The 17472-nt window shown below is 60.7% G+C and carries 18 protein-coding genes and 3 pseudogenes; 3 read left to right on the forward strand and 18 right to left on the reverse strand.

Annotation, left to right across the window (positions count from 1 at the left end; all coding sequences use genetic code 11):
- The first annotated feature begins 11 nt into the window (after window positions 1-11).
- The 3 genes and pseudogenes from ACIPSK_RS08555 (at window position 12) to ACIPSK_RS08565 (ending at window position 2940) form a co-directional block, all read left to right on the forward strand.
- On the forward strand, window positions 12-1502 hold the full coding sequence (locus ACIPSK_RS08555) for an aldehyde dehydrogenase family protein (RefSeq protein WP_446532912.1): 1491 nt from the start codon (window positions 12-14) through the stop codon (window positions 1500-1502).
- Window positions 1499-2510 (forward strand): annotated as a pseudogene (locus ACIPSK_RS08560) (proline racemase family protein). The gene ACIPSK_RS08555 and the pseudogene ACIPSK_RS08560 overlap by 4 nt, the downstream one beginning before the upstream one ends.
- A 25-nt stretch (window positions 2511-2535) precedes the next feature.
- Window positions 2536-2940: pseudogene (locus ACIPSK_RS08565) on the forward strand (SDR family NAD(P)-dependent oxidoreductase).
- A 105-nt stretch (window positions 2941-3045) separates the two neighbouring features.
- On the opposite strand, the gene ACIPSK_RS08570 reads toward ACIPSK_RS08565, so the two are convergent.
- From ACIPSK_RS08570 to ACIPSK_RS08655, 18 genes and pseudogenes are all read right to left on the reverse strand, one after another.
- Complete coding sequence (locus ACIPSK_RS08570; RefSeq protein ID WP_446532882.1) at window positions 3046-3627, reverse strand: TadE/TadG family type IV pilus assembly protein; 582 nt, start codon at window positions 3625-3627, stop codon at window positions 3046-3048.
- Between the two features lies 1 nt (window position 3628).
- Window positions 3629-4159: a TadE/TadG family type IV pilus assembly protein gene (locus tag ACIPSK_RS08575; protein ID WP_446532883.1), complete on the reverse strand. Its 531-nt coding sequence runs from the start codon at window positions 4157-4159 to the stop codon at window positions 3629-3631.
- Window positions 4156-5517: a TadE/TadG family type IV pilus assembly protein gene (locus ACIPSK_RS08580; protein WP_446532884.1), complete on the reverse strand. Its 1362-nt coding sequence runs from the start codon at window positions 5515-5517 to the stop codon at window positions 4156-4158. Before ACIPSK_RS08580 ends, ACIPSK_RS08575 begins: the two co-directional genes overlap by 4 nt.
- A 399-nt stretch (window positions 5518-5916) precedes the next feature.
- Window positions 5917-6630 carry an RNA polymerase sigma factor gene (locus tag ACIPSK_RS08585; protein ID WP_446532885.1) on the reverse strand — a complete coding sequence of 238 codons (714 nt, stop codon included), beginning with the start codon at window positions 6628-6630 and terminating at the stop codon, window positions 5917-5919.
- A gap of 41 nt (window positions 6631-6671) precedes the next feature.
- Window positions 6672-6992: a cupredoxin domain-containing protein gene (locus ACIPSK_RS08590; RefSeq protein ID WP_446532886.1), complete on the reverse strand. Its 321-nt coding sequence runs from the start codon at window positions 6990-6992 to the stop codon at window positions 6672-6674.
- Window positions 6993-7001: 9 nt separating this feature from the next.
- On the reverse strand, window positions 7002-7523 hold the full coding sequence (locus ACIPSK_RS08595; protein ID WP_170276215.1) for a DUF4142 domain-containing protein: 522 nt from the start codon (window positions 7521-7523) through the stop codon (window positions 7002-7004).
- Window positions 7524-7758: 235 nt separating this feature from the next.
- Window positions 7759-7880, reverse strand: a pseudogene (locus tag ACIPSK_RS08600) (aldehyde dehydrogenase family protein); the annotation flags it as partial.
- Window positions 7881-8028: 148 nt separating this feature from the next.
- A complete protein-coding gene (locus ACIPSK_RS08605) occupies window positions 8029-8424 on the reverse strand; it encodes a hypothetical protein (protein ID WP_446532913.1) in 396 nt (131 codons plus the stop codon).
- 39 nt (window positions 8425-8463) lie between these two features.
- Window positions 8464-8697 carry a BrnA antitoxin family protein gene (locus ACIPSK_RS08610; RefSeq protein WP_446532887.1) on the reverse strand — a complete coding sequence of 78 codons (234 nt, stop codon included), beginning with the start codon at window positions 8695-8697 and terminating at the stop codon, window positions 8464-8466.
- A 141-nt stretch (window positions 8698-8838) separates the two neighbouring features.
- Entirely contained in the window at window positions 8839-9897 is a 1059-nt protein-coding gene (ligD, locus tag ACIPSK_RS08615) for a non-homologous end-joining DNA ligase (RefSeq protein ID WP_446532888.1), read from the reverse strand.
- Between the two features lie 8 nt (window positions 9898-9905).
- Window positions 9906-10724 carry a non-homologous end joining protein Ku gene (ku, locus tag ACIPSK_RS08620; protein ID WP_170255489.1) on the reverse strand — a complete coding sequence of 273 codons (819 nt, stop codon included), beginning with the start codon at window positions 10722-10724 and terminating at the stop codon, window positions 9906-9908.
- A 12-nt stretch (window positions 10725-10736) separates the two neighbouring features.
- A complete protein-coding gene (ku, locus tag ACIPSK_RS08625) occupies window positions 10737-11636 on the reverse strand; it encodes a non-homologous end joining protein Ku (RefSeq protein WP_446532889.1) in 900 nt (299 codons plus the stop codon).
- 232 nt (window positions 11637-11868) lie between these two features.
- On the reverse strand, window positions 11869-12324 hold the full coding sequence (derI, locus tag ACIPSK_RS08630; protein WP_446532890.1) for a D-erythrulose-4-phosphate isomerase: 456 nt from the start codon (window positions 12322-12324) through the stop codon (window positions 11869-11871).
- Window positions 12325-12335: 11 nt separating this feature from the next.
- Window positions 12336-13106, reverse strand: a complete 771-nt coding sequence (locus ACIPSK_RS08635; protein WP_446532891.1) for a triose-phosphate isomerase — start codon at window positions 13104-13106, stop codon at window positions 12336-12338.
- Window positions 13103-13879, reverse strand: a complete 777-nt coding sequence (locus tag ACIPSK_RS08640) for a DeoR/GlpR family DNA-binding transcription regulator (protein WP_446532892.1) — start codon at window positions 13877-13879, stop codon at window positions 13103-13105. Before ACIPSK_RS08640 ends, ACIPSK_RS08635 begins: the two co-directional genes overlap by 4 nt.
- A gap of 99 nt (window positions 13880-13978) precedes the next feature.
- On the reverse strand, window positions 13979-14914 hold the full coding sequence (locus ACIPSK_RS08645) for a sugar-binding transcriptional regulator (protein ID WP_260299173.1): 936 nt from the start codon (window positions 14912-14914) through the stop codon (window positions 13979-13981).
- Window positions 14915-14984: 70 nt separating this feature from the next.
- Window positions 14985-15917 (reverse strand): sugar phosphate isomerase/epimerase family protein, encoded by a 933-nt coding sequence (locus ACIPSK_RS08650; protein WP_446532893.1) that lies wholly within the window; start codon window positions 15915-15917, stop codon window positions 14985-14987.
- A gap of 11 nt (window positions 15918-15928) precedes the next feature.
- The gene (locus ACIPSK_RS08655; RefSeq protein WP_446532894.1) at window positions 15929-17440 is read right to left on the reverse strand and encodes a glycerol-3-phosphate dehydrogenase; all 1512 of its coding nucleotides are present in this window, start codon (window positions 17438-17440) and stop codon (window positions 15929-15931) included.
- Window positions 17441-17472 lie beyond the last annotated feature (32 nt).

Consider the following 17472-nt stretch of genomic DNA (forward strand, 5'->3'; position numbering starts at 1 on the left):
AGGGAGTGACTATGCGAAGCGAACTCTACATCGACGGACATTGGGTGAAACCGGCCAAGGGCGGAACCTGCGAGGTGATCAATCCGGCGACCGAAGAGGTGATACACAGGATCGCCGCCGCAACGGCCGAAGACGTCGACCTCGCCGTGAAGGCCGCGCGCCGCGCCTTCGATAGGGATGGCTGGCCGAAACTGACGGGGGCCCAACGCGCCGGATATCTCCGCGCCATCGCGGACGGTATCCGCGCCCGTCAGGCTGAGATTGCACGCCTCGAAGTGCTCGACAACGGCAAGCCGTTTCCGGAGGCCGACTGGGATGTCGCCGATGCGGCGGGCTGCTTCGATTTCTATGCGGGGCTGGCCGAACAGCTCGACAACAACCCCGAGGAGGCGATCGCGCTTCCCGATCAGCGCTTCACCTCCAAGGCGGTGCGTGAGCCGATCGGGGTGGCCGGCGCGATCATTCCCTGGAACTATCCGCTTTTGATGGCGGCATGGAAGGTTGCCCCGGCGCTCGCCGCCGGCTGCACCGTGGTGCTCAAGCCCGCCGAATTGACATCGCTGACGGCGCTTGAGCTGGCGGCAGTTGCCGACGAAGCCGGGCTGCCTGCTGGCGTTCTCAATATCGTAACCGGCGCCGGCTCGATCGCCGGGCAGGCGATCATCGATCACAGGCAGGTCGACAAGCTCGCCTTTACCGGCTCCGGACCGGTCGGCTCGAAAATCATGGCTGCGGCTGCCCGCGACATCAAGCGCGTCAGCCTGGAGCTCGGCGGCAAGTCGCCCTTCGTCGTCTTCGAGGACGCCGATATCGACAAGGCCGTCGAGTGGATCATGTTCGGCATCTTCTGGAATCAGGGCCAGGTCTGCTCGGCCACCTCCCGCGTTCTCGTGCACGAGGCAATCTATGGCCGTCTGCTCGAACGGCTGGTCGAAGAGACGAACAGGATCAAGATCGGCAATGGTCTCGACGAGGGAACCCTTCTCGGCCCGCTCGTCTCGAAACGCCAATATGACCAGGTCGTCGCGGCGATCGAAGGCGCCCGGAAGGCCGGCGCCACCGTCGCCTGCGGCGGCACGCGCCCGGAAGGATTCGACAGAGGGTTCTATCTCAGGCCGACGGTGCTGGCCGACGTGCCGCTCGACAGCGACGCGTGGAAGGAGGAGATATTCGGGCCCGTGGTCTGCATGCGCGCCTTCAAGACCGAAGAGGAAGCACTGGAGCTCGCAAATGACTCGCGCTTCGGCCTGGCCGCGGCTGTGATGTCGAAGGACGATGCTCGCGCCAAACGGGTTGCCGCCGCCTTCCACGCCGGGATCGTCTGGATCAACTGCTCGCAACCGACGTTCACCGAAGCGCCCTGGGGCGGCTACAAGGAATCCGGCATCGGCCGCGAGCTCGGACGCTGGGGCCTCGACAACTATCTCGAGACCAAGCAGATCACCCGCTTCACCAGCGAGGAACCCTGGGGCTGGTACATCAAACCGGAGGCGGCCAAGTGAACTGGAACCGGACCCTGGAACTCTTACAGGTCCACTGCCAGGGCGAGATCGGCAAGGTCATCGTGGCAGGAGCGCCTGAGATACCCGGTGCGACGATGCTCGACAAAATGAACCACATCAACACGGTCGACGACAGTCTGCGCCGCTTCGTGACTTTCGAGCCGCGCGCCAACGTCGCCATGTCGGTGAACCTGCTGATCGCCCCGACACGCAGCGATGCGGATGCCGGCTTCATCGTCCTCCAGGCCGATCGCGCCCACCCGATGTCCGGAAGCAACTGCATCTGCGTGGTCACCGCACTTCTGGAGAGCGGGCGGGTGCCGATGTCGGAACCGGAGACGGTCGTCCGTCTCGACACGCCCGCCGGTCTCATCGTCGCACGCGCCGTCTGCCGTGACGGCCAGTGCCTGTCCGTCAGCCTCGACAATGTGCCGAGCTTCGCCGAAGCGCTGGACAAGGAGATGGAGACGCCGAAATGGGGTCGCATCAAGATCGACGTCGCCTTCGGCGGCGTCTATTACGCGCTCGTTGATGTCGAGCAGATCGGTCTCGATATTGCACCTGCCAATGCCCGGCTGCTCGCAGAAGCCGGTATCGAGCTCAAGTCGCTCCTCGCCCGGCAGGTCTCGGTCGCCCATCCCGTCCTCAGCGGTATCGACGAGATCGCGTATGTGATGTTTCGTGGACAGGAGGCCGACGGAGCGGTGCGAACCTGCACGACACTGCAGCCCGGCCGGGTCGACCGATCGCCCTGTGGGACGGGCAGCTCGGCGAACCTTGCTGTGGGTCGGAGACCGCAGGACGTCGCGGTCGATCATCGGCGGCGAATTCTTGGCGGAGGCGATCGGCGAGACCAAGGTGGGCGGCCGCCGCGCCGTGCTGCCGCGAATAACCGGCCGGGCCTATGTCTACGGTCGCGAACAGCTCCGCTTGTCCGACGACGATCCCTTCACGGCGGGATTTGCGCTGTCCGACACCTGGGGTCCCCAGGTCGGTTTGCTGGATTAGGAGCCGGCATGTCAACCTGGATTCGATGTTCCATCTCTGCCGCGCGGCCCTCCCGCACATGATCGGCGCCGGTGGCGGCGCGATCGTCAATACCGCCTCGCAATGGGGGCCTCTACCCTGCGCCGAACCACATCGCCTATAACACGACAAAGCGGCGGTCGCCGCGTTCACCCAGAACCTCGCCCGCGACTATGCGCCCGACAAGGTCCGGGTCAATGCCGTCTGCCCCGGCGGAATCCATGCTCCGATGCTCGAATCCGGTGTTGCGCACACTGGGCGGGCGATCGCCGATCTCGACAAACTCGTCCCCTACTGCCGTATCGGCAGGCCGGAGGAGGTGGCAGCGCTCGTTGCGTTCCTTGCACCGAATGAAGCGGCCTTCATGTGCGGCTCGCTGGTCGAAATCACCGGCGCGCAAGCCGTGGCTTGAAAGCGCGGGTCGAGCTCGGTGACGGCATGCCGGAAGCGCGCAATCCTGCTTTCGTTTCGGATTTCATCCGTCTACAAGGTGAGAAGGCTGCGAACGATCTCCGGCTTATTTGTAAGTGATCTTGTCGCCGACCCTCGGGCGATTGAAATAATGGCGATCGAAGCTGTAGCCATTCTGCCCGGTGAAGTTTGAAAAGAACGCCGAGACCGGCGTCGTCAATGTGTACTGCACCCGGGTCAGCACGACCTGCACGCCGTCATCCTGGATCTCCGAAGGGACCTCGATCGTGCTCGCCGAGCCGGAGTTCAGTGCGGAGGTGTTGAGTGCCGCAGACCAGTTGACGGTCGCACTGCCGCTCATGGCGATATCGTCCACCGCGACGGTGATCGTCAGCCCTGTTGTCTCATAGGGCTGCAGGATGAAGCTGGCGCCGGAGAGGAGCTTGGCGACATCGGACTTCGCCCAGGAGCCCTGCTGTGAAATCATGTCGCCTGTGGAAGAGGCGATCTCATCTATCTTTCGGCTGACTGTCAGCGCATGGCCGAGATCGACGGTGCCGAACAGGAGCATCACCAGGATCGGCAACACGAGCGCGAATTCCACGCCCGAAGCCGCCGACCGGTCGCGCAGGAGATGACGGGCGAGGGATCGGGTAAAGCGGAAAAAGGACTGGCTCCGTCTCATCATGTCAGAAAGGCTCGTTGCGGAACAGAACGGAAGAGCCGAGCAGGTAGCGGCCGTCCGAAAGCTGGGCGCTCGACAGGCTGAAGAAATTGACGACGGCCGTCCATGGCAGGAACGTCTGAACCAGGATGTAGTCGCTGCCCTTGCCGATATCATAGGTCTCGGTGACCGTGAGATTGCCGCTATCGTCGATGGGATCGCCGCTGGCGGCGGACGAGAGGTCCGAGAGCACGTTCACCTTGACCAGGAGATCGCTGGAGCAACTGAACGAGAGAAGCATGTCGTTGCAGATTCTGGCCTTGAAGTCGGCCAGCGTGATTTTGGAAGATGCAACCTCGCCGGTGCGGATCATCCGGGAGATCTTGTGCACCGAAGCGTCGAGCGCCGAGTTGACGAAGAACATCAGCGACACTTCGATAATGCCGAAGATTATGATGAAGAGCGGCAAAGCCAGGATTGCAAATTCGATCGCAGCGACCCCTTTGCGATCGCCAAGCAGACGGTGCAACGATGCGAAGCGTTTCCCTGGCCTCATTGGGTCAGCCTGACGGATGCGAGATATTGGGTGAAAAGCGCAGACAGGCCTGCGGTGATCTCGGCTGACGACGATGCTGATATGAACAGGCTCTTGGACGATGCGCAATCGGAAAGCGCATAGGGGATGTAGTCGCGTCTCGTGATGCTGGTCGACACGCCACTTTGCATGGTGCCACCATAGGTGCCTTTCCAGTTTGCGCTGGCCATGGTCGAACCGACGGTTGCGTTGTAGCCCCAATCCGAGGTGAGCGGCAGGTATTCGGTATAGAGAACCGCCATCGTGGCGGACTGGTTTTTGACGTAGGCACACCAATCCGGATTAAGCGGCGCCACTTTGTTCCAATACGGCCCGGATATCGCCTGCCCGTTTTTCCAGGTCACCTTGTCGGTCACCCATTCGCGCTGCGACTGGACGCCATCCGTCAGCAGGAGAACCAGCTTGAGCGGCGAGTTTGAGGTGGTCCCGTCTCCGCCGGTGCCGACTTTCTGCTTGAGCGTTGCCAGGGAGACGTCGAAATAGGTGGCTGCCTTCGAGGTCGCGCTGGTGAGGCCGTAGCTTGCGTCCGCGAGGCGATTGCGCGCCGTGTCGGTGCTGAGCGTCGGGGTCAGAACTTCCGTGAGGGTATCGCCGAGGCTATATAATCCGACCTTGATACGTTGATGATTGCTGTCGGACGTATCGATCAAGGCAAGTACGTCCTTGACGGCATCGCCGGCGACATCGGCGCGCAGCTTTATATTCTTGGCCGTGCTGTATTCGTAATTGTTGGCGTATTTCGTCTTGCCGACGGTGTGCGCATCGCCCGTGTGGCAAGCGAACTGGCAGCCGATGCCGGAATACATGGTCGACTGGCCGGCCGTCGTTGCCGCCAGAAGCATCGACGGGGATGTGTCGATGACGATATAGACGTTGAGATAGGAGGTGGCCGGCCCCTTGACGGCGCTTGCCACGCTGACGGGAACGGTGTCGATGTTGGCGATCTTCATCAGCGTCGTCGGAACCGTGCCGCTGGCCGTCGCCGTGATCTTATGGTTTGATGTATCGATGTCGATGTCGCCAAGCGCATAGCTGTTTTCCACCTGCGCATGGAACCAGTCGGAAACCTTTTGCTTGAGAGCGACGGTGTCGTCGGTATCGATCTCTTTGACTGCAGCGATCAGCGCCGTGTCTAGGTCGCTCTGCATCCTCTGCCGGACATTGTAGGTCCTGATGTAGTCAAAACTCGCGCCGACTGCGACGATCATCGGCACCAGGGTGAGCGCAACGACGATCGCAACATTGCCGCCTCTGTCTCTTCCGAGACCGCGAAGAGCTTTGAAGATCCGAGCAAGTGAATGTGAAAGACCCGAGCGCAAGAAACCACCGTCACATAAGTCATACTAATGTGCGAGAAGTATCCGAATTGCTTAAGTCTCTGTTAATTTTTGCATTTTCAGGCAGAACGCGGACTGTCGACGCATTGTTTCGTGCGCATATTGTATATGTCTGCGAATTATGGATAGTCGCGGCGTGACACATCATCTCTTTCATGCGACGGGGATCCGGATGTGTGAGTAAGCCGCAAGCGGGGATACGCCCGCGCCCATGCGCGACCTCTTCAGCGGTTTCATTCGAAAGCCCGAGCTATCCAAGCAGATCAGCGTGCTGGCAGCAGGTTTTCTCTTTCTACTGCTATCGCGCGAAAGACAGGCCGACGAGGCCGGCGATCGAGACGCTTGAGGCCAGAGCATTTCTCCCGCCGACACTGCGAGTCATCATCGCGTGTCGTCGTCAAGGGCGGCAATGACGCGATCGGCCATGTAGGCGCAACGGGCGCCATCGAACGGGAACAGCGCCGAGAATGCTCCGGAGAGCTTCTTTTCGATCGACTGGCGCATCATCTTGCGCGCCCTATGCAGTCGGGTCTTGGCCGTTTCGGGTCTTATGCCGAGATAAGATGCGGCCTCCTCCGTGCTCATGCCCTCGACATCCCGCAGCACGAAGACGGCGCGAAAATCATCGGGGAGTTCGTCGACGGCGTTTTCGAGAAGATGCCGCGCCTGGCTTCTGGACAGCTCGGTTTCCGGGTCGGTTGCAGACAGAGAGGACGGAAACTGTAACACTTCGCCACCCGGCGCCGTCGTCTGCATGTCGATTTCCTCGAGCCCGGTGGTGTTCTTTCGGGCCCGCACACGACCGAGGGCCTCGTTGAGCGTAATGCGGGTCAGCCACGTCGAGAGTTGCGCCTCGCCGCGGAATGCCGCGAGATTGGTGAAAGCCTTGGTGTAGGCCGCCTGGACGACATCTTCAGCTTCCCAATCATTGCGGATGACGGCGCGCGCGGTGCGGAACAGACGCTGATTGTGCCGCTGCACGATGGTTCGGACGGCGGACTCGTCGCCCATTTTCGCCAGCGGCACCAGATCGACGTCGGACAGTGTCGACGTCTGCGGCCGATGTTGCCCCGCCGGAACTGGAATGGCTGCCATGGAAATTCTCCGCCTGCTTACCTGTTCGATTGAAGCCCGGCCTACGGCCGAACCTCCAGTTTGCCCGTCATCGCGGGATGAAAACGACAATAGAAATCGATGGCTCCCACTTCGCCGATCGTCATTCGGCCTTCCGATTTCGGCGGCAGATCGATATCGAAGCTCTTGTCACGAGCGGTTGCCGTGTGCCGGAATATATCATCGTTTCGCCACACGATCACATCGCCGACATGCAGCTCGGCAGTCGGCGAGCCGAATTTCATGCCCGCGATGGTGATCTGATACTCCGTCGCCGAGGCAACCCCGTTGCCCGCCCAAAGCAGCGCAGACAGCAGCGGGAGCGATTTCATGAGCGAGCCCATCCCTCCTGCCTATTTGATCATCGAAGCCAGATGCTCGGCATGCACCTGATGTTCCTTGAACAGGGTCAGGCCCGTTTCCAGCAGCGATTTGAGCTCTTTATTCTGCGCCGAAGGGATCAAGGTGTTGGCAAGCGCGTCGTTGACCGACTTGTGATATGCAACTTCGTTTTCGACATAAGCCTTGTCGAATGCTGCACCGTTGAGTGTCTCCAGCGTCTTCAGTTCCTTATTCGCCTGTGTCGACAGAGACTGGCTGACCGGGTTGTCTTCGGGTGTCACTTTCAGCTTCTTGACGAGGGCGAGCGCCTGGTCGTTGACGGCCTTGTGGTCGCGCTCCATGGTCTTGGCGAATTCGATGACATCGGCATTCTTGCTCTTCTTCAACGCCTGCTCTGCGGCGGTGACATCGATCTGCCCTGCCGTATAGGCGATGTGGGCGATCTGAGGATCGGTCGGCTTGGCGTCGGCGGCGATCGAAGCCGTGCCGAGCGATGCCGCCATCAGGGTGGCGCCGAGAATTCGTTTCAACATGATCTGTCTCCCTTGTGTCGTGACCGAATGTCTTCCGGCGGCAACGGGGTGGTGCGCCTTCGGAAGCGAACGTTGGATGCAGGTTTGTCGAAAAGGTTCCCGGAAATTTCGGACACGGAAAGGGCGCTTGTCATAATGTCGGTCGCCGACGCGTCAGTCTTTGCCGAGAAAGCGCTGGAGCACGATGGCGTGGTTGTGATGCAGATCTTTCGCCCCGTAGAGTGCACGCTCGGGCATTGATGTGGCAGATGCCGGATTCGATCCGCGCCGCAACCGCCATTGCCGTTGGGCATTCCGGCTGAAGACGGCGGAGGACACGCCGTATTCGGTGTCGTTGGCGATGCGGATGGCTTCTTCCTAAGGGTTACGCTTTAGATGTGCCTCAGGCAGTGGTCATGCGCTACTCGTCCTTCGTGGACCACGGCGTCTCCTCGATGACCGGTGCAGTGAAGGAGTGACAGTCTACCGCGGGCACGCCGTCGCTTTCCGCAGCGGAGCCTTCCCATCATGTATCGACACCTCGTCTTGCCGAGATCGAATAATTGTAAATTGCCGCGTAGCTCGTCGATACGAGCAGCGGAAATGCGATGGTCTTGAGTATTTCCGGCGTACCGCTCGCCGCATGGATTGCCACGAGAATGCTGGCTGAGCCGATACAGGCAATGAGGGGCGGCGCCCAAAATCGCACGGATGCGACGAAGCGCTTTGAAAGCCAGTCGATGGTGGATTTCAGGAAAAGCGTCAGGCAGGCGGATATCGTACCCTGCACAAGGCCGGCATAGAGTGGCAATGGCATGGCGTGCGCGCGGTTGGCAAAAACCGCCCAGCTGCCCATTGCCAAAAAGGCGAAGAGAACATGTACGACGCTGCTGCGGAGTAGCCTGTGCAGTGCATTGGGCATCACGGCGACCACCCGTGGCGTACAAGATGGTGCAACAGGTCAGAGACCGTTCTTCATCGCAGCGCGCAACGTATCGTTGATACGATCCTGCCAGCCAGCGCCATTTTCCTGGAAAAAGGCAAGCACATCACTGTCGATCTTGAGCGAAACAAGCTCCTTGACATTTGGCAATGCTGGCCGCTCAACAGCTTGTTCCGCCTTCTTCTTCGCGGGTTTGAACAATGCTTCGGCAGCATCCATTGGATTGGTAGGTCGGCGAGGCGGGTTTGCCATGATTGTCACTTTCTATTGTCTATCGGTTAGCCGACCTGCTCGGTCGCCGGCGTGCCGGGCGACAGGTCGTCGTATGGAGCGATGTCTGGTCCTGGCTCCCCCCGTCAGCATCGTGAAGGCCTGGCGGCGACGTATCGTCCCTCAATCGCCCATCAAGCCAGTCATATCGAAGACAGCGGCGTTGTCTTGAACCTCGCGCAGCCCCTTGTAGGACGCATGGCGGAGATTGCCGTCATCGGTCCAGCCGCGAAACTCGATCTCGGCAATCAGCGTCGGCTGGACGAAGACGAGGCGCTTGCCCTTCAAGGGAACGACCGGCCGGCTCGTCTTCAGCCGGTCCAGCGTCTTTTTCAGGTGTTCAGCATCCCTGGCAGTGAAACCAGTCCCCACCGACCCCACGTAAACCCAGTCGAAGCCTTGTCTGCCGGCCACAAGCAGGCTGCCGATGCCGCCGCGGGCGGATGCTGACTGCTCATAACCGACGATCATGAAGCTCTCGCTCTGGACGCACTTGATCTTCAGCCAGTCGCCCGTGCGGCCACTGCGGTAGGGCCGGTCGCGATGTTTGGCAATGATGCCTTCCAGATGACGATGGCAGGCGTGCTCGAGGAGGTCTTCGGCCGGCAGGTCTACTTCTTCGGAGATGCGGATCGTCTGATCATCGCCGTCCGGTATCAGGTCTTCAAGCAGGTGCCGGCGTACGTCAAGCTCGGTGCCTGTCAGATCGTGTCCATCGAGATAGAGAAGGTCGAAGGCAACGAGGATTGACTCGGTCGACACCCGCTTGCCGCCCCGCCCGCCGAGCGAACGTTGCAGGGCGCCAAAATCCGATCGACCATGATCGTCGAGTACGACCGCCTCGCCGTCGAGAATGCCGGTCGTTGCCCCCAGCTCTTTTGCTGCCGCGGCAATGGCGGGGAAGCGATGGGTCCAGTCATGGCCGCCGCGAGTGATGACCCGCACGCCCTTCGGCTCAATATGGATTGCCAATCGATAGCCATCCAACTTCACCTCATAGAGCCAATCCGGCCCCGCGGGCACAATCGGCTTCAGCAGTGCGAGGCAAGGCTCGATGCGCGACGGCATTGGATCGAAGGGCAGACTGGGCTGGTCGCGATCGCGCTTGCGGATCGGACGAGACTGCAGCATTGGGTGAGATTCGTCGAGCAAGGGCAGAATTGGGCGGCGCGGGCGCGTCATGATCAGGCCTAGCGCCTTCCGGGGCGGTTTTCCGCTTCGACCGACTTGCGCAGGGCATCCATGATGTTGATGACATTGCTTGGTGCCGGCTCTTGCTTTTCCTTGGACTTGGACGTTGTCCTGCTCGGCTTTTTCATCTGCTTCTTCTTCGCGTCGATGATGTCGAGGAGCTTGTCCTGAACCGGATCGGAAACCATCTTCGGGCTCCAGTGCTGCGTCTGCTTTTTGATCAACTGCTGGACAAGCGGCATCATTTCGCTGTCGGCAGGCTGGTCATCGACTTTCTCGAAATAGATCTCGGCATCGCGCACCTCATCCCCATAACGCAGCGTCCAAAGTACGATGCCCTTGCCGCGTGGCTCCAGCATGACGGCGCGTTCCCGCCTTGAGATTACAAGTCTTGATATGCCGACCATATTCTCGGCAGCCATGGCGTCGCGGATGACCGAAAATGCCTCCTGGCCGACCGGATCGTCCGGAGAAAGATAGTAGGGCGTATCGAGCCAGATCCAGTCGACGCCGTCGCGCGGTGCGAAAACTTCGATGTCGATTGTCTTGGTACTGTCGAGCGCGATACTTTCGAGTTCCTCGTCTTCCAGAATGACATACTCGTTCTCGCCGCGTTGATAACCCTTCACCTCGTCCTCGTCCTTCACCTCCTTGCCGGTGACGGAATCCACGTAATGGCTGACGACGCGGTTTTGCGTCTCTCTGTTCAAAGTGTGGAAGCGGACCTTCTCATTTTCCGACGTCGCCGGCATCATCTGCACTGGGCAGGTGACGAGCGAGAGCTTGAGGTAGCCTTTCCAGTGGGGACGAAGCGCCATGGCATCCTCCAATCAGCTGGCGCGGCGGTGTTGAGCGGCGCCGGTGCCACGCGACTTCGCCGATGTCGCACGCGCTGATTTCTGGCGACCTTTTCCGGCATTGGCGTTAGCTGCAGTGCGCTTGCTCTTGGCGGGCGCGGACATTCCGGCACTTTCACGCAGCGCCTGAAGCAGGTCGCTGGGCTTGGATGCCGGGGGCGTCTTCTTCTTCGGCAGCGTCCGGCCCTCAATCTTGGCCTTCACAAGCTCTGCCACCGCCGCCTCATAGCGGTCGTCGAACTGCTTGGGATCAAATTGGCCTTTTTTCGTGTTGATGATGTGTTTGGCGAGCTCCAGCATCTCACCTTCGATCTTGAGGTCCGGCATTTCCTCGAAAGCCTTTTGCGACGAACGGACCTCATAGTCATAGTTCAAGGTGGAACCGACCAGGCCGTTGCCGTGCGGCCGAATGAGAACGGTGCGCAGACGCCGGAACAACACCGTGCGAGCAATTGCAGCAACCCTGGCCTTTTTCATGCCGTCGCGCAGCAGTTTATAGGCGTCGCCGCCCAACTTGTCGGGAGCAAGGTAATAGGGCTTGTCGAAATAGACATCGTCGACTTCATCGCAGGGAATGAACGCCTCGACCGTAAGTGTCTTATCGCTGTTCGGAATTGCGGACGCGACTTCGTCGGGTTCAAGCACGACATATCGCCCGTCCTCGATCTCGAAACCCTTGACCTGATCCTCGCGCTCGACGGGATCGCCGGTTTGGCTGTCGACGAACTCGCGCCGAACACGATTGCCGGTCTTTCGGTTCAGAGTGTTGAAGGCGATCCGCTCGGAGGAGGATGCCGCGGTGTAGAGCGCGACAGGAAACGCGACTTCTCCAAACTTGATGTAGCCTTTCCAATTCGCCCGCGGGGCAACCATCTGCGCGACTCCCTGACACAACCAACGCGATTCAACTGAATCACCTGGCAAATTGTTCCGAGTCGAAACGAATCTAAATTCAAGGACTTAACACGTGGAGATCTCCCGTATTCCGAGTCTGGAGATGTTATTGTTTCGATGACTCTTTTTGTCGAAACGTGCGTTTGAACGAGGCAGCAACCACCAATATATATATATATATATATATATCCGACTTCACCGCCAGCATTCTTCAACGGGCGCTGTACTTCGCGTCGAGATCATCCATGGCCTTGACGTTACCGGCAGAGCGGCCGTTCTCGTCGAAGGTCTGGGCAAGAAACGCATCAGCGATCGACTTTGCAAGCTCGGCTCCGATGACGCGGGCTCCCATGGTGATGATCTGCGCATTGTTGGAAAGCGCGGCACGCTCGGCCGAATAGGTGTCGTGCGTCAGGGCGGCGCGGATGCCCGGAACCTTGTTGGCCGAGATGCAGACGCCGATGCCGGTACCGCAAACGAGGATCGCCTTGTCGTAGGTACCGTCGATGACGCCTGAGGCGACGCGATCCGAGAGGTTGGCGTAGAAAGGATCGGCACCGGCGCTCGTGCGCGAGACTTCGTAGACGTCGAAGCGCTCCTTCAGATGGTCGGCCAGAACCTTGGCGAGGCCTTCGCCGGCGCTGTCTCCTGCAATGGCAAGCTTCATGGTCTTTCTCCTCAGAGTTTGGCGGCGCACTTGGCCAGGATGCCGAGGTAACCTTCGATATTCCAGGCCGAACGGCCGATGAAGAGCCCGTCGATATGCGGGCTCGAGATCAGTTCTTCGCAATTCTGCGGGTTGACCGACCCGCCATAAAGGCAGGGGATCTTCCGGCCCAGCACGGCTTCGGCAACGGCGATGATTTCAGACTGGCGGGCATCCGCATAATCTGCGGTCGCCGGGATGCCCTTGTCGCCGATTGCCCAGACAGGCTCGTAGGCCAGCAGGATTTCGGCATCTTTTTGCGCACCCGAAAGTTTCGAAAGCGCGCCGCGCACCTGGGTGGCGAGGATGTCGGCGGCCTTTCCGCTTTCGCGGTCGGAAAGCGTCTCGCCAACGCAGATCAGCGGAACGAGACCGTGGCGAACGGCCGCTTCGGTCTTCAGACCCACAGTCTCGTCGGTCTCTCCAAAATGTTCGCGCCGCTCGGAATGGCCAAGCTCGACGAGATCGAGATTGCAGTCCTTCAGCATGACCGGCGAGACTTCGCCGGTCCAGGCGCCCTGGTCGGTCCAATGCATGTTCTGCGCGCCGACCTTCACCGAGGTCTTGGCAAGCATCGCCTTGACCTCGCGCACGGCCGTGAAGGGCGGAATCACGAAGCGCTGGATGCGCAGGTCACGCGTGCCATCGGCAGCTTCGAGACCGCGGGCGAAACGCTCGGCTTCTGCAAGCGTCTTGTTCATCTTCCAGCTGGTGCCAATCCAGAAGCGCGGCTTTTCGGTCATGTCGGATCCTGTGTTGATGCAACGGTGAGCGTGATGCCCGCCTGCTCGAATTCCTCCAGGACAGCAGCATCGGGTGCGCTGTCGGTGATAACGGCGTCGAAGTCAGCCAGATCCGCCATGACATGCAGGGCGGTGTGGCCGATGCGTTGATGGTTGACGAGGAGACAGGTCCTGGTCGACGACGCGATCATCGCCCGCTTGGCACGCACGACGTTGTCGTCCATGTGATAGGCCAGCCCGCCGCTGACGGCGGGCGTCGAAATGAAGGCGATGTCGGCCCTCAGCCGCGACAATGCCTCCTCGGTGACGACGCCGAGATAGGCGTTGAATTTGGCCGAGTAGATGCCGCCAAGCGCGATCAAGGTGATGCCGGTTTCGCCTTTCAGCCGCTCCATGATCGCCGCGTTGTTGGTGATCAACGTCAGCGGCCGCTTCTGCAGCAACATTTGGCCGAGCACGGCCGCCATCGAGCCGTCGTTCACCATCACCGTCATCCCCGGCTCGACCAGTTCCAGCGCGGTCTCAGCCATAGCCAGCTTGGCCTCGCTGCCCTGGCGCTCGCGAATGCGGAAGTCGCTTTCGAACTGCGTTCCGGCGTCGATGGTCGCGCCGCCGCGAACCTTGCGCAGGACGCCGGCCTGCTCGAGATCGTCGAGATCGCGATGGATCGTCATCTTCGACACGGTGAAGCGATCGGCAAGGTCGTCGAGATCGACGGTCTTGTTTTCGACGAGCAGGTTGACGATCAACTGCTGCCGCTCTTCCCGCCTCATCCCACTCTCCACCCTTGTTGATGTTAAGATAACGGAGTATGCGTGGTAATCAACATTTATTGTGTTATTTTGCGATCAAATGTTGTTGTCTTCCCATAGCTACTTCAGCAGTGCCTGCGCGGTTCGCTCGTCGGTGATCAGCCCGAAAAGGCGGCGGCTATTCAGAATTGCCCGGATGGCCGGCACTTTCGACTGTCCGCCCGCCAGCGCCACCAGCCGCTCTTTCTTGGTCTTGGGGAAAGACGCGGAGAGCGTGCGCGCCGTCAGCGCGGTGTCGAGGATATGGCCGTCGGCGTCGAAAAAATGTCCGAGGATTTCGCCGACGCCGCCTGCGGCAGCGATGTCGTCGATTTCACCGGGTTCGACCATGCCGGACAAAACCAGTTGCGCCTCGGCATCGACAGTTCCCAGGCCGACGAGCTTCAGATCGGCATTATTGGCAAGATCGAAGACCTCCTTGACGGCACGCTGCGCCTTCAGCACTTCGCGGTCCTCGCCGGTATTGGCGAAAAAGGGAACCGGCATGACATAGGCATGGGCGCCGGTCTTTTCGGCGATGCGATGCATCACGTCATAGGGATTGGCGCCATAGTTTCGTGTCAGCCCGCCAAGCAACGAGACGAAGCGCAGGTTCTTCGCGCTCACCCTCGGCATATATTGGACGGCAGCGGAAAGCGTGCGGCCATGACCAAGGCCGATGACCGGGTTGTCGCCGCGCTCGATCTCGCGCTTGAGATAGCCGGCGCCGGCATGGCCGAGTGCGCGCAGCGGCAAGCCTTCTTCGCCGAGATCGGGTGCGACCTCGCAATATTGAAGTCCGAACCGTTCCGAAAGCCGCATCTCCAGCTCGACGCATTCGACGATATCCCCGTCGATGGTGACTTTGACGACGCCATCGGCGACCGCTCTGGCGATCAGGCGATGGGCCTTTACCGACGGCACGCCAAGGCGGCGAGCGACGTCGGACTGCGTCAGGCCACCGGCATAGTGAAGCCAGGCAGCACGCACGGCAAGCGTATCATCGGCGTCCGTCATCACGGCTCCCTTTCGAAGGTCATGCGGCGATTCCGCCGTATCGCAGTGCTGCCTTTTAAAGATCTCCGCCTCAGATGTTCAAGTCGGCGACGCCGGTGTCGATATGCGGCGCCCAGAAGGCGATGCTTTCGGCGATCTGCGGGATGACCTGACGATCGTTCGGCTCGCGTTCCTTGAAGGAGAGTTCCAGGCAGATTTCATTGTCTTTTGCTCCACCTTCGGCCAGTGCCTGGAGCAGAGGTGCCGGCTGGATGCGGCCCTTGGCGTTGAATTCGGCGGTAAAGGGCCGGTGCCCGCCCTTGTCCATCAGGCTCTGTTTGATGTGGATGATCGGCGATACCGGCGGGACGGCGCGCGCCCAGGCATAGGGGTCGTAGTCGTCGGGATCGGCGGAGGTGATGTCGCCATGATCGACATCCGCCATCATCCACATCGGAATGGCCATTCCGGCAGCCGTCAACCGCTCCTGCAGCGACAGGCAAGCGCCGATCGTCTCGCCGAACTCGCGGCCTATGCTCATCGGTTCCCAGAACAAGTAGGAGAGGCCTGCGGCGCGCGCGTGCTCGGCGACGTCAGCCCAACAATCGATCGCGATCTCGATCAACTCCTCGCGTCTAGCCGGATCGTCGAAGTCCTTATAGGTGAAGATCGCAAATTGCGTTCCGACCGAGTGGCCGCCGAGATCGGCGGTGATGTCGGCAAAGGTCTTGAACCAGTCGACGTAGTAGCGGCGGACATCGGCATCCGGATGTCCGAAATGGTTGAGGCGCCCATAGGGGCCCGTCATGCCCGAGGTGACCCGCACGCCGGTGCGCTTCAGCGCAGCGCTCATCATGCGCGTCAGGCGCCTAATCACCGGCGCCTGCCAGCTCGGATTGATGAATTCGTGGGTCAGCTGGAGGTCGCGGATCCGCAAATCACGCGCAACCGTATCGATCAGATCGTCCGGGTCGGCGAAGCGGTTCACCAGCGGATTGGTGTTGAGCGAAAGTGTCAGCGACATGGCGGCATCCTTCAGGCGGCGGCAAGGCGGGTTGAAGCAAACCACTCGCCAAAGGCCGCGCGCTCCGCTTCGTTCAGATGGAGGTAGTGTTTGGTGCGGCGATAGAGGATGTCGTCGGCCGTTTCGGCCCATTCCGTGGCGACGAGATAGCGGACCTCGGCCTCATAGAGCTGTCCGCCGAAGTGCCTCCCGAGCCCTTCCATGCCTGTCGCGCCGGCAACCACATTCCTGGCGCGGGCGCCATAGAGACGGCCGTAGTGATGCACGAGCTTGCGCGCCATCCAGGGATAGATATCGCGCAGGCTGTTGGCGAAGCTCTCGTAGTCGGCATTCGGAATTTCGCCGCCCGGCAGCGGCGCTTTCTCCGTCCAGTCGCCTCCCATGTTCGGGAAGATGTGCTTCAGGCGCTGCATGCCGCGTTCGGCGAGCTCGCGGAACGTGGTGATCTTGCCGCCGAAGACGTTGAGCAGCGGAGCGCCGCCGGTCTCGTCGAGATCGAAGACATAGTCGCGGGTAACGGCCGACGGATTCCCTTTGCCATCGTCAAACAGCGGGCGCACGCCGGAGAAGCTGTGCAGCACGTCGTTGCGACGCAGCTTTTCCTTGAAATAGCGATTGACCGCCTGGAGCAGATACTCGATTTCCGTCTCGTCGGCGGTAACATCCTCGGCCCGGCCTTCGTACGCGATATCGGTCGTCCCGATCAGCGCCTTGTCACCCTCGTAGGGATTGATGAAAATGACCCGTTTGTCGTGGTTCTGCACCAGATAGGCATTGGCTCCCGGCCAGAACTTCGGCACGATGATGTGGCTGCCCTTGACGAGGCGGACATTGCGGCTGGAGTTCGAACCAGCGACGCGATTGATAATGTCCATCACCCAGGGGCCGGCGCAGTTCACCAGACATTTGGCACGGAAGGTCCGCGTCTCTCCCGTGGTGTTGCTTCTGGTGACCACGGTCCAACCGCCATTCTCGCGGCGGGCCGACACGGCGGGCGAGCGGGTCAATACCAAAGCGCCGTTTTCCGCTGCGCTGACCGCATTCAAGGTCACGAGGCGGGCGTCGTCGACCCAGCAATCGGAATATTCAAAGCCGCGTGTGTATTGATCGAGGATCGGTGTGCCTTCCGGGTCGCGGAGCAGGTTGAGCGTGCGGGTCCCGGGCAGCTTCTTGCGGCCGCCGAGATGATCATAGAGAAAGAGGCCGAGCCGCACGAGCCATGCTGGTCGATCCTCAGGGCTGTGCGGCAGGACGAAGCGCATCGGCCAGATGATGTGCGGCGCGGCGTTGAGCAGCACTTCACGCTCGATCAGCGCCTCGCGCACCAGGCGGAATTCGTAATATTCGAGGTAACGCAAACCGCCATGCACCAGCTTGCCCGAACGCGACGAGGTTCCCTGTGCCAGATCGTCCTTTTCGCACAGCGCGACCTGCAGGCCGCGGCCGGCAGCATCGCGTGCTATCCCCGCGCCGTTGATGCCTCCGCCGATGACGAAGAGATCCAGGAGTTCGGGTTCGGTCATGTCATGCTCCTTCGATGCCTGCTGCATCAGAT

The sequence above is a fragment of the Rhizobium sp. LARHSG275 genome, from assembly GCF_052871115.1.

What these genes read in the sequence shown, in the direction of transcription:
- ACIPSK_RS08555 (WP_446532912.1), top strand. Translation starts at nt 12, where the DNA reads ATGCGAAGCGAACTCTACATCGACGGACATTGGGTGAAACCGGCCAAG.
- ACIPSK_RS08570 (WP_446532882.1), bottom strand. Translation starts at nt 3,627, where the DNA reads ATGATGAGACGGAGCCAGTCCTTTTTCCGCTTTACCCGATCCCTCGCC.
- ACIPSK_RS08575 (WP_446532883.1), bottom strand. Translation starts at nt 4,159, where the DNA reads ATGAGGCCAGGGAAACGCTTCGCATCGTTGCACCGTCTGCTTGGCGAT.
- ACIPSK_RS08585 (WP_446532885.1), bottom strand. Translation starts at nt 6,630, where the DNA reads ATGGCAGCCATTCCAGTTCCGGCGGGGCAACATCGGCCGCAGACGTCG.
- ACIPSK_RS08590 (WP_446532886.1), bottom strand. Translation starts at nt 6,992, where the DNA reads ATGGGCTCGCTCATGAAATCGCTCCCGCTGCTGTCTGCGCTGCTTTGG.
- ACIPSK_RS08595 (WP_170276215.1), bottom strand. Translation starts at nt 7,523, where the DNA reads ATGTTGAAACGAATTCTCGGCGCCACCCTGATGGCGGCATCGCTCGGC.
- ACIPSK_RS08605 (WP_446532913.1), bottom strand. Translation starts at nt 8,424, where the DNA reads ATGCCCAATGCACTGCACAGGCTACTCCGCAGCAGCGTCGTACATGTT.
- ACIPSK_RS08610 (WP_446532887.1), bottom strand. Translation starts at nt 8,697, where the DNA reads ATGGCAAACCCGCCTCGCCGACCTACCAATCCAATGGATGCTGCCGAA.
- ligD (WP_446532888.1), bottom strand. Translation starts at nt 9,897, where the DNA reads ATGACGCGCCCGCGCCGCCCAATTCTGCCCTTGCTCGACGAATCTCAC.
- ku (WP_170255489.1), bottom strand. Translation starts at nt 10,724, where the DNA reads ATGGCGCTTCGTCCCCACTGGAAAGGCTACCTCAAGCTCTCGCTCGTC.
- ku (WP_446532889.1), bottom strand. Translation starts at nt 11,636, where the DNA reads ATGGTTGCCCCGCGGGCGAATTGGAAAGGCTACATCAAGTTTGGAGAA.
- derI (WP_446532890.1), bottom strand. Translation starts at nt 12,324, where the DNA reads ATGAAGCTTGCCATTGCAGGAGACAGCGCCGGCGAAGGCCTCGCCAAG.
- ACIPSK_RS08635 (WP_446532891.1), bottom strand. Translation starts at nt 13,106, where the DNA reads ATGACCGAAAAGCCGCGCTTCTGGATTGGCACCAGCTGGAAGATGAAC.
- ACIPSK_RS08640 (WP_446532892.1), bottom strand. Translation starts at nt 13,879, where the DNA reads ATGAGGCGGGAAGAGCGGCAGCAGTTGATCGTCAACCTGCTCGTCGAA.
- ACIPSK_RS08645 (WP_260299173.1), bottom strand. Translation starts at nt 14,914, where the DNA reads ATGACGGACGCCGATGATACGCTTGCCGTGCGTGCTGCCTGGCTTCAC.
- ACIPSK_RS08650 (WP_446532893.1), bottom strand. Translation starts at nt 15,917, where the DNA reads ATGTCGCTGACACTTTCGCTCAACACCAATCCGCTGGTGAACCGCTTC.
- ACIPSK_RS08655 (WP_446532894.1), bottom strand. Translation starts at nt 17,440, where the DNA reads ATGACCGAACCCGAACTCCTGGATCTCTTCGTCATCGGCGGAGGCATC.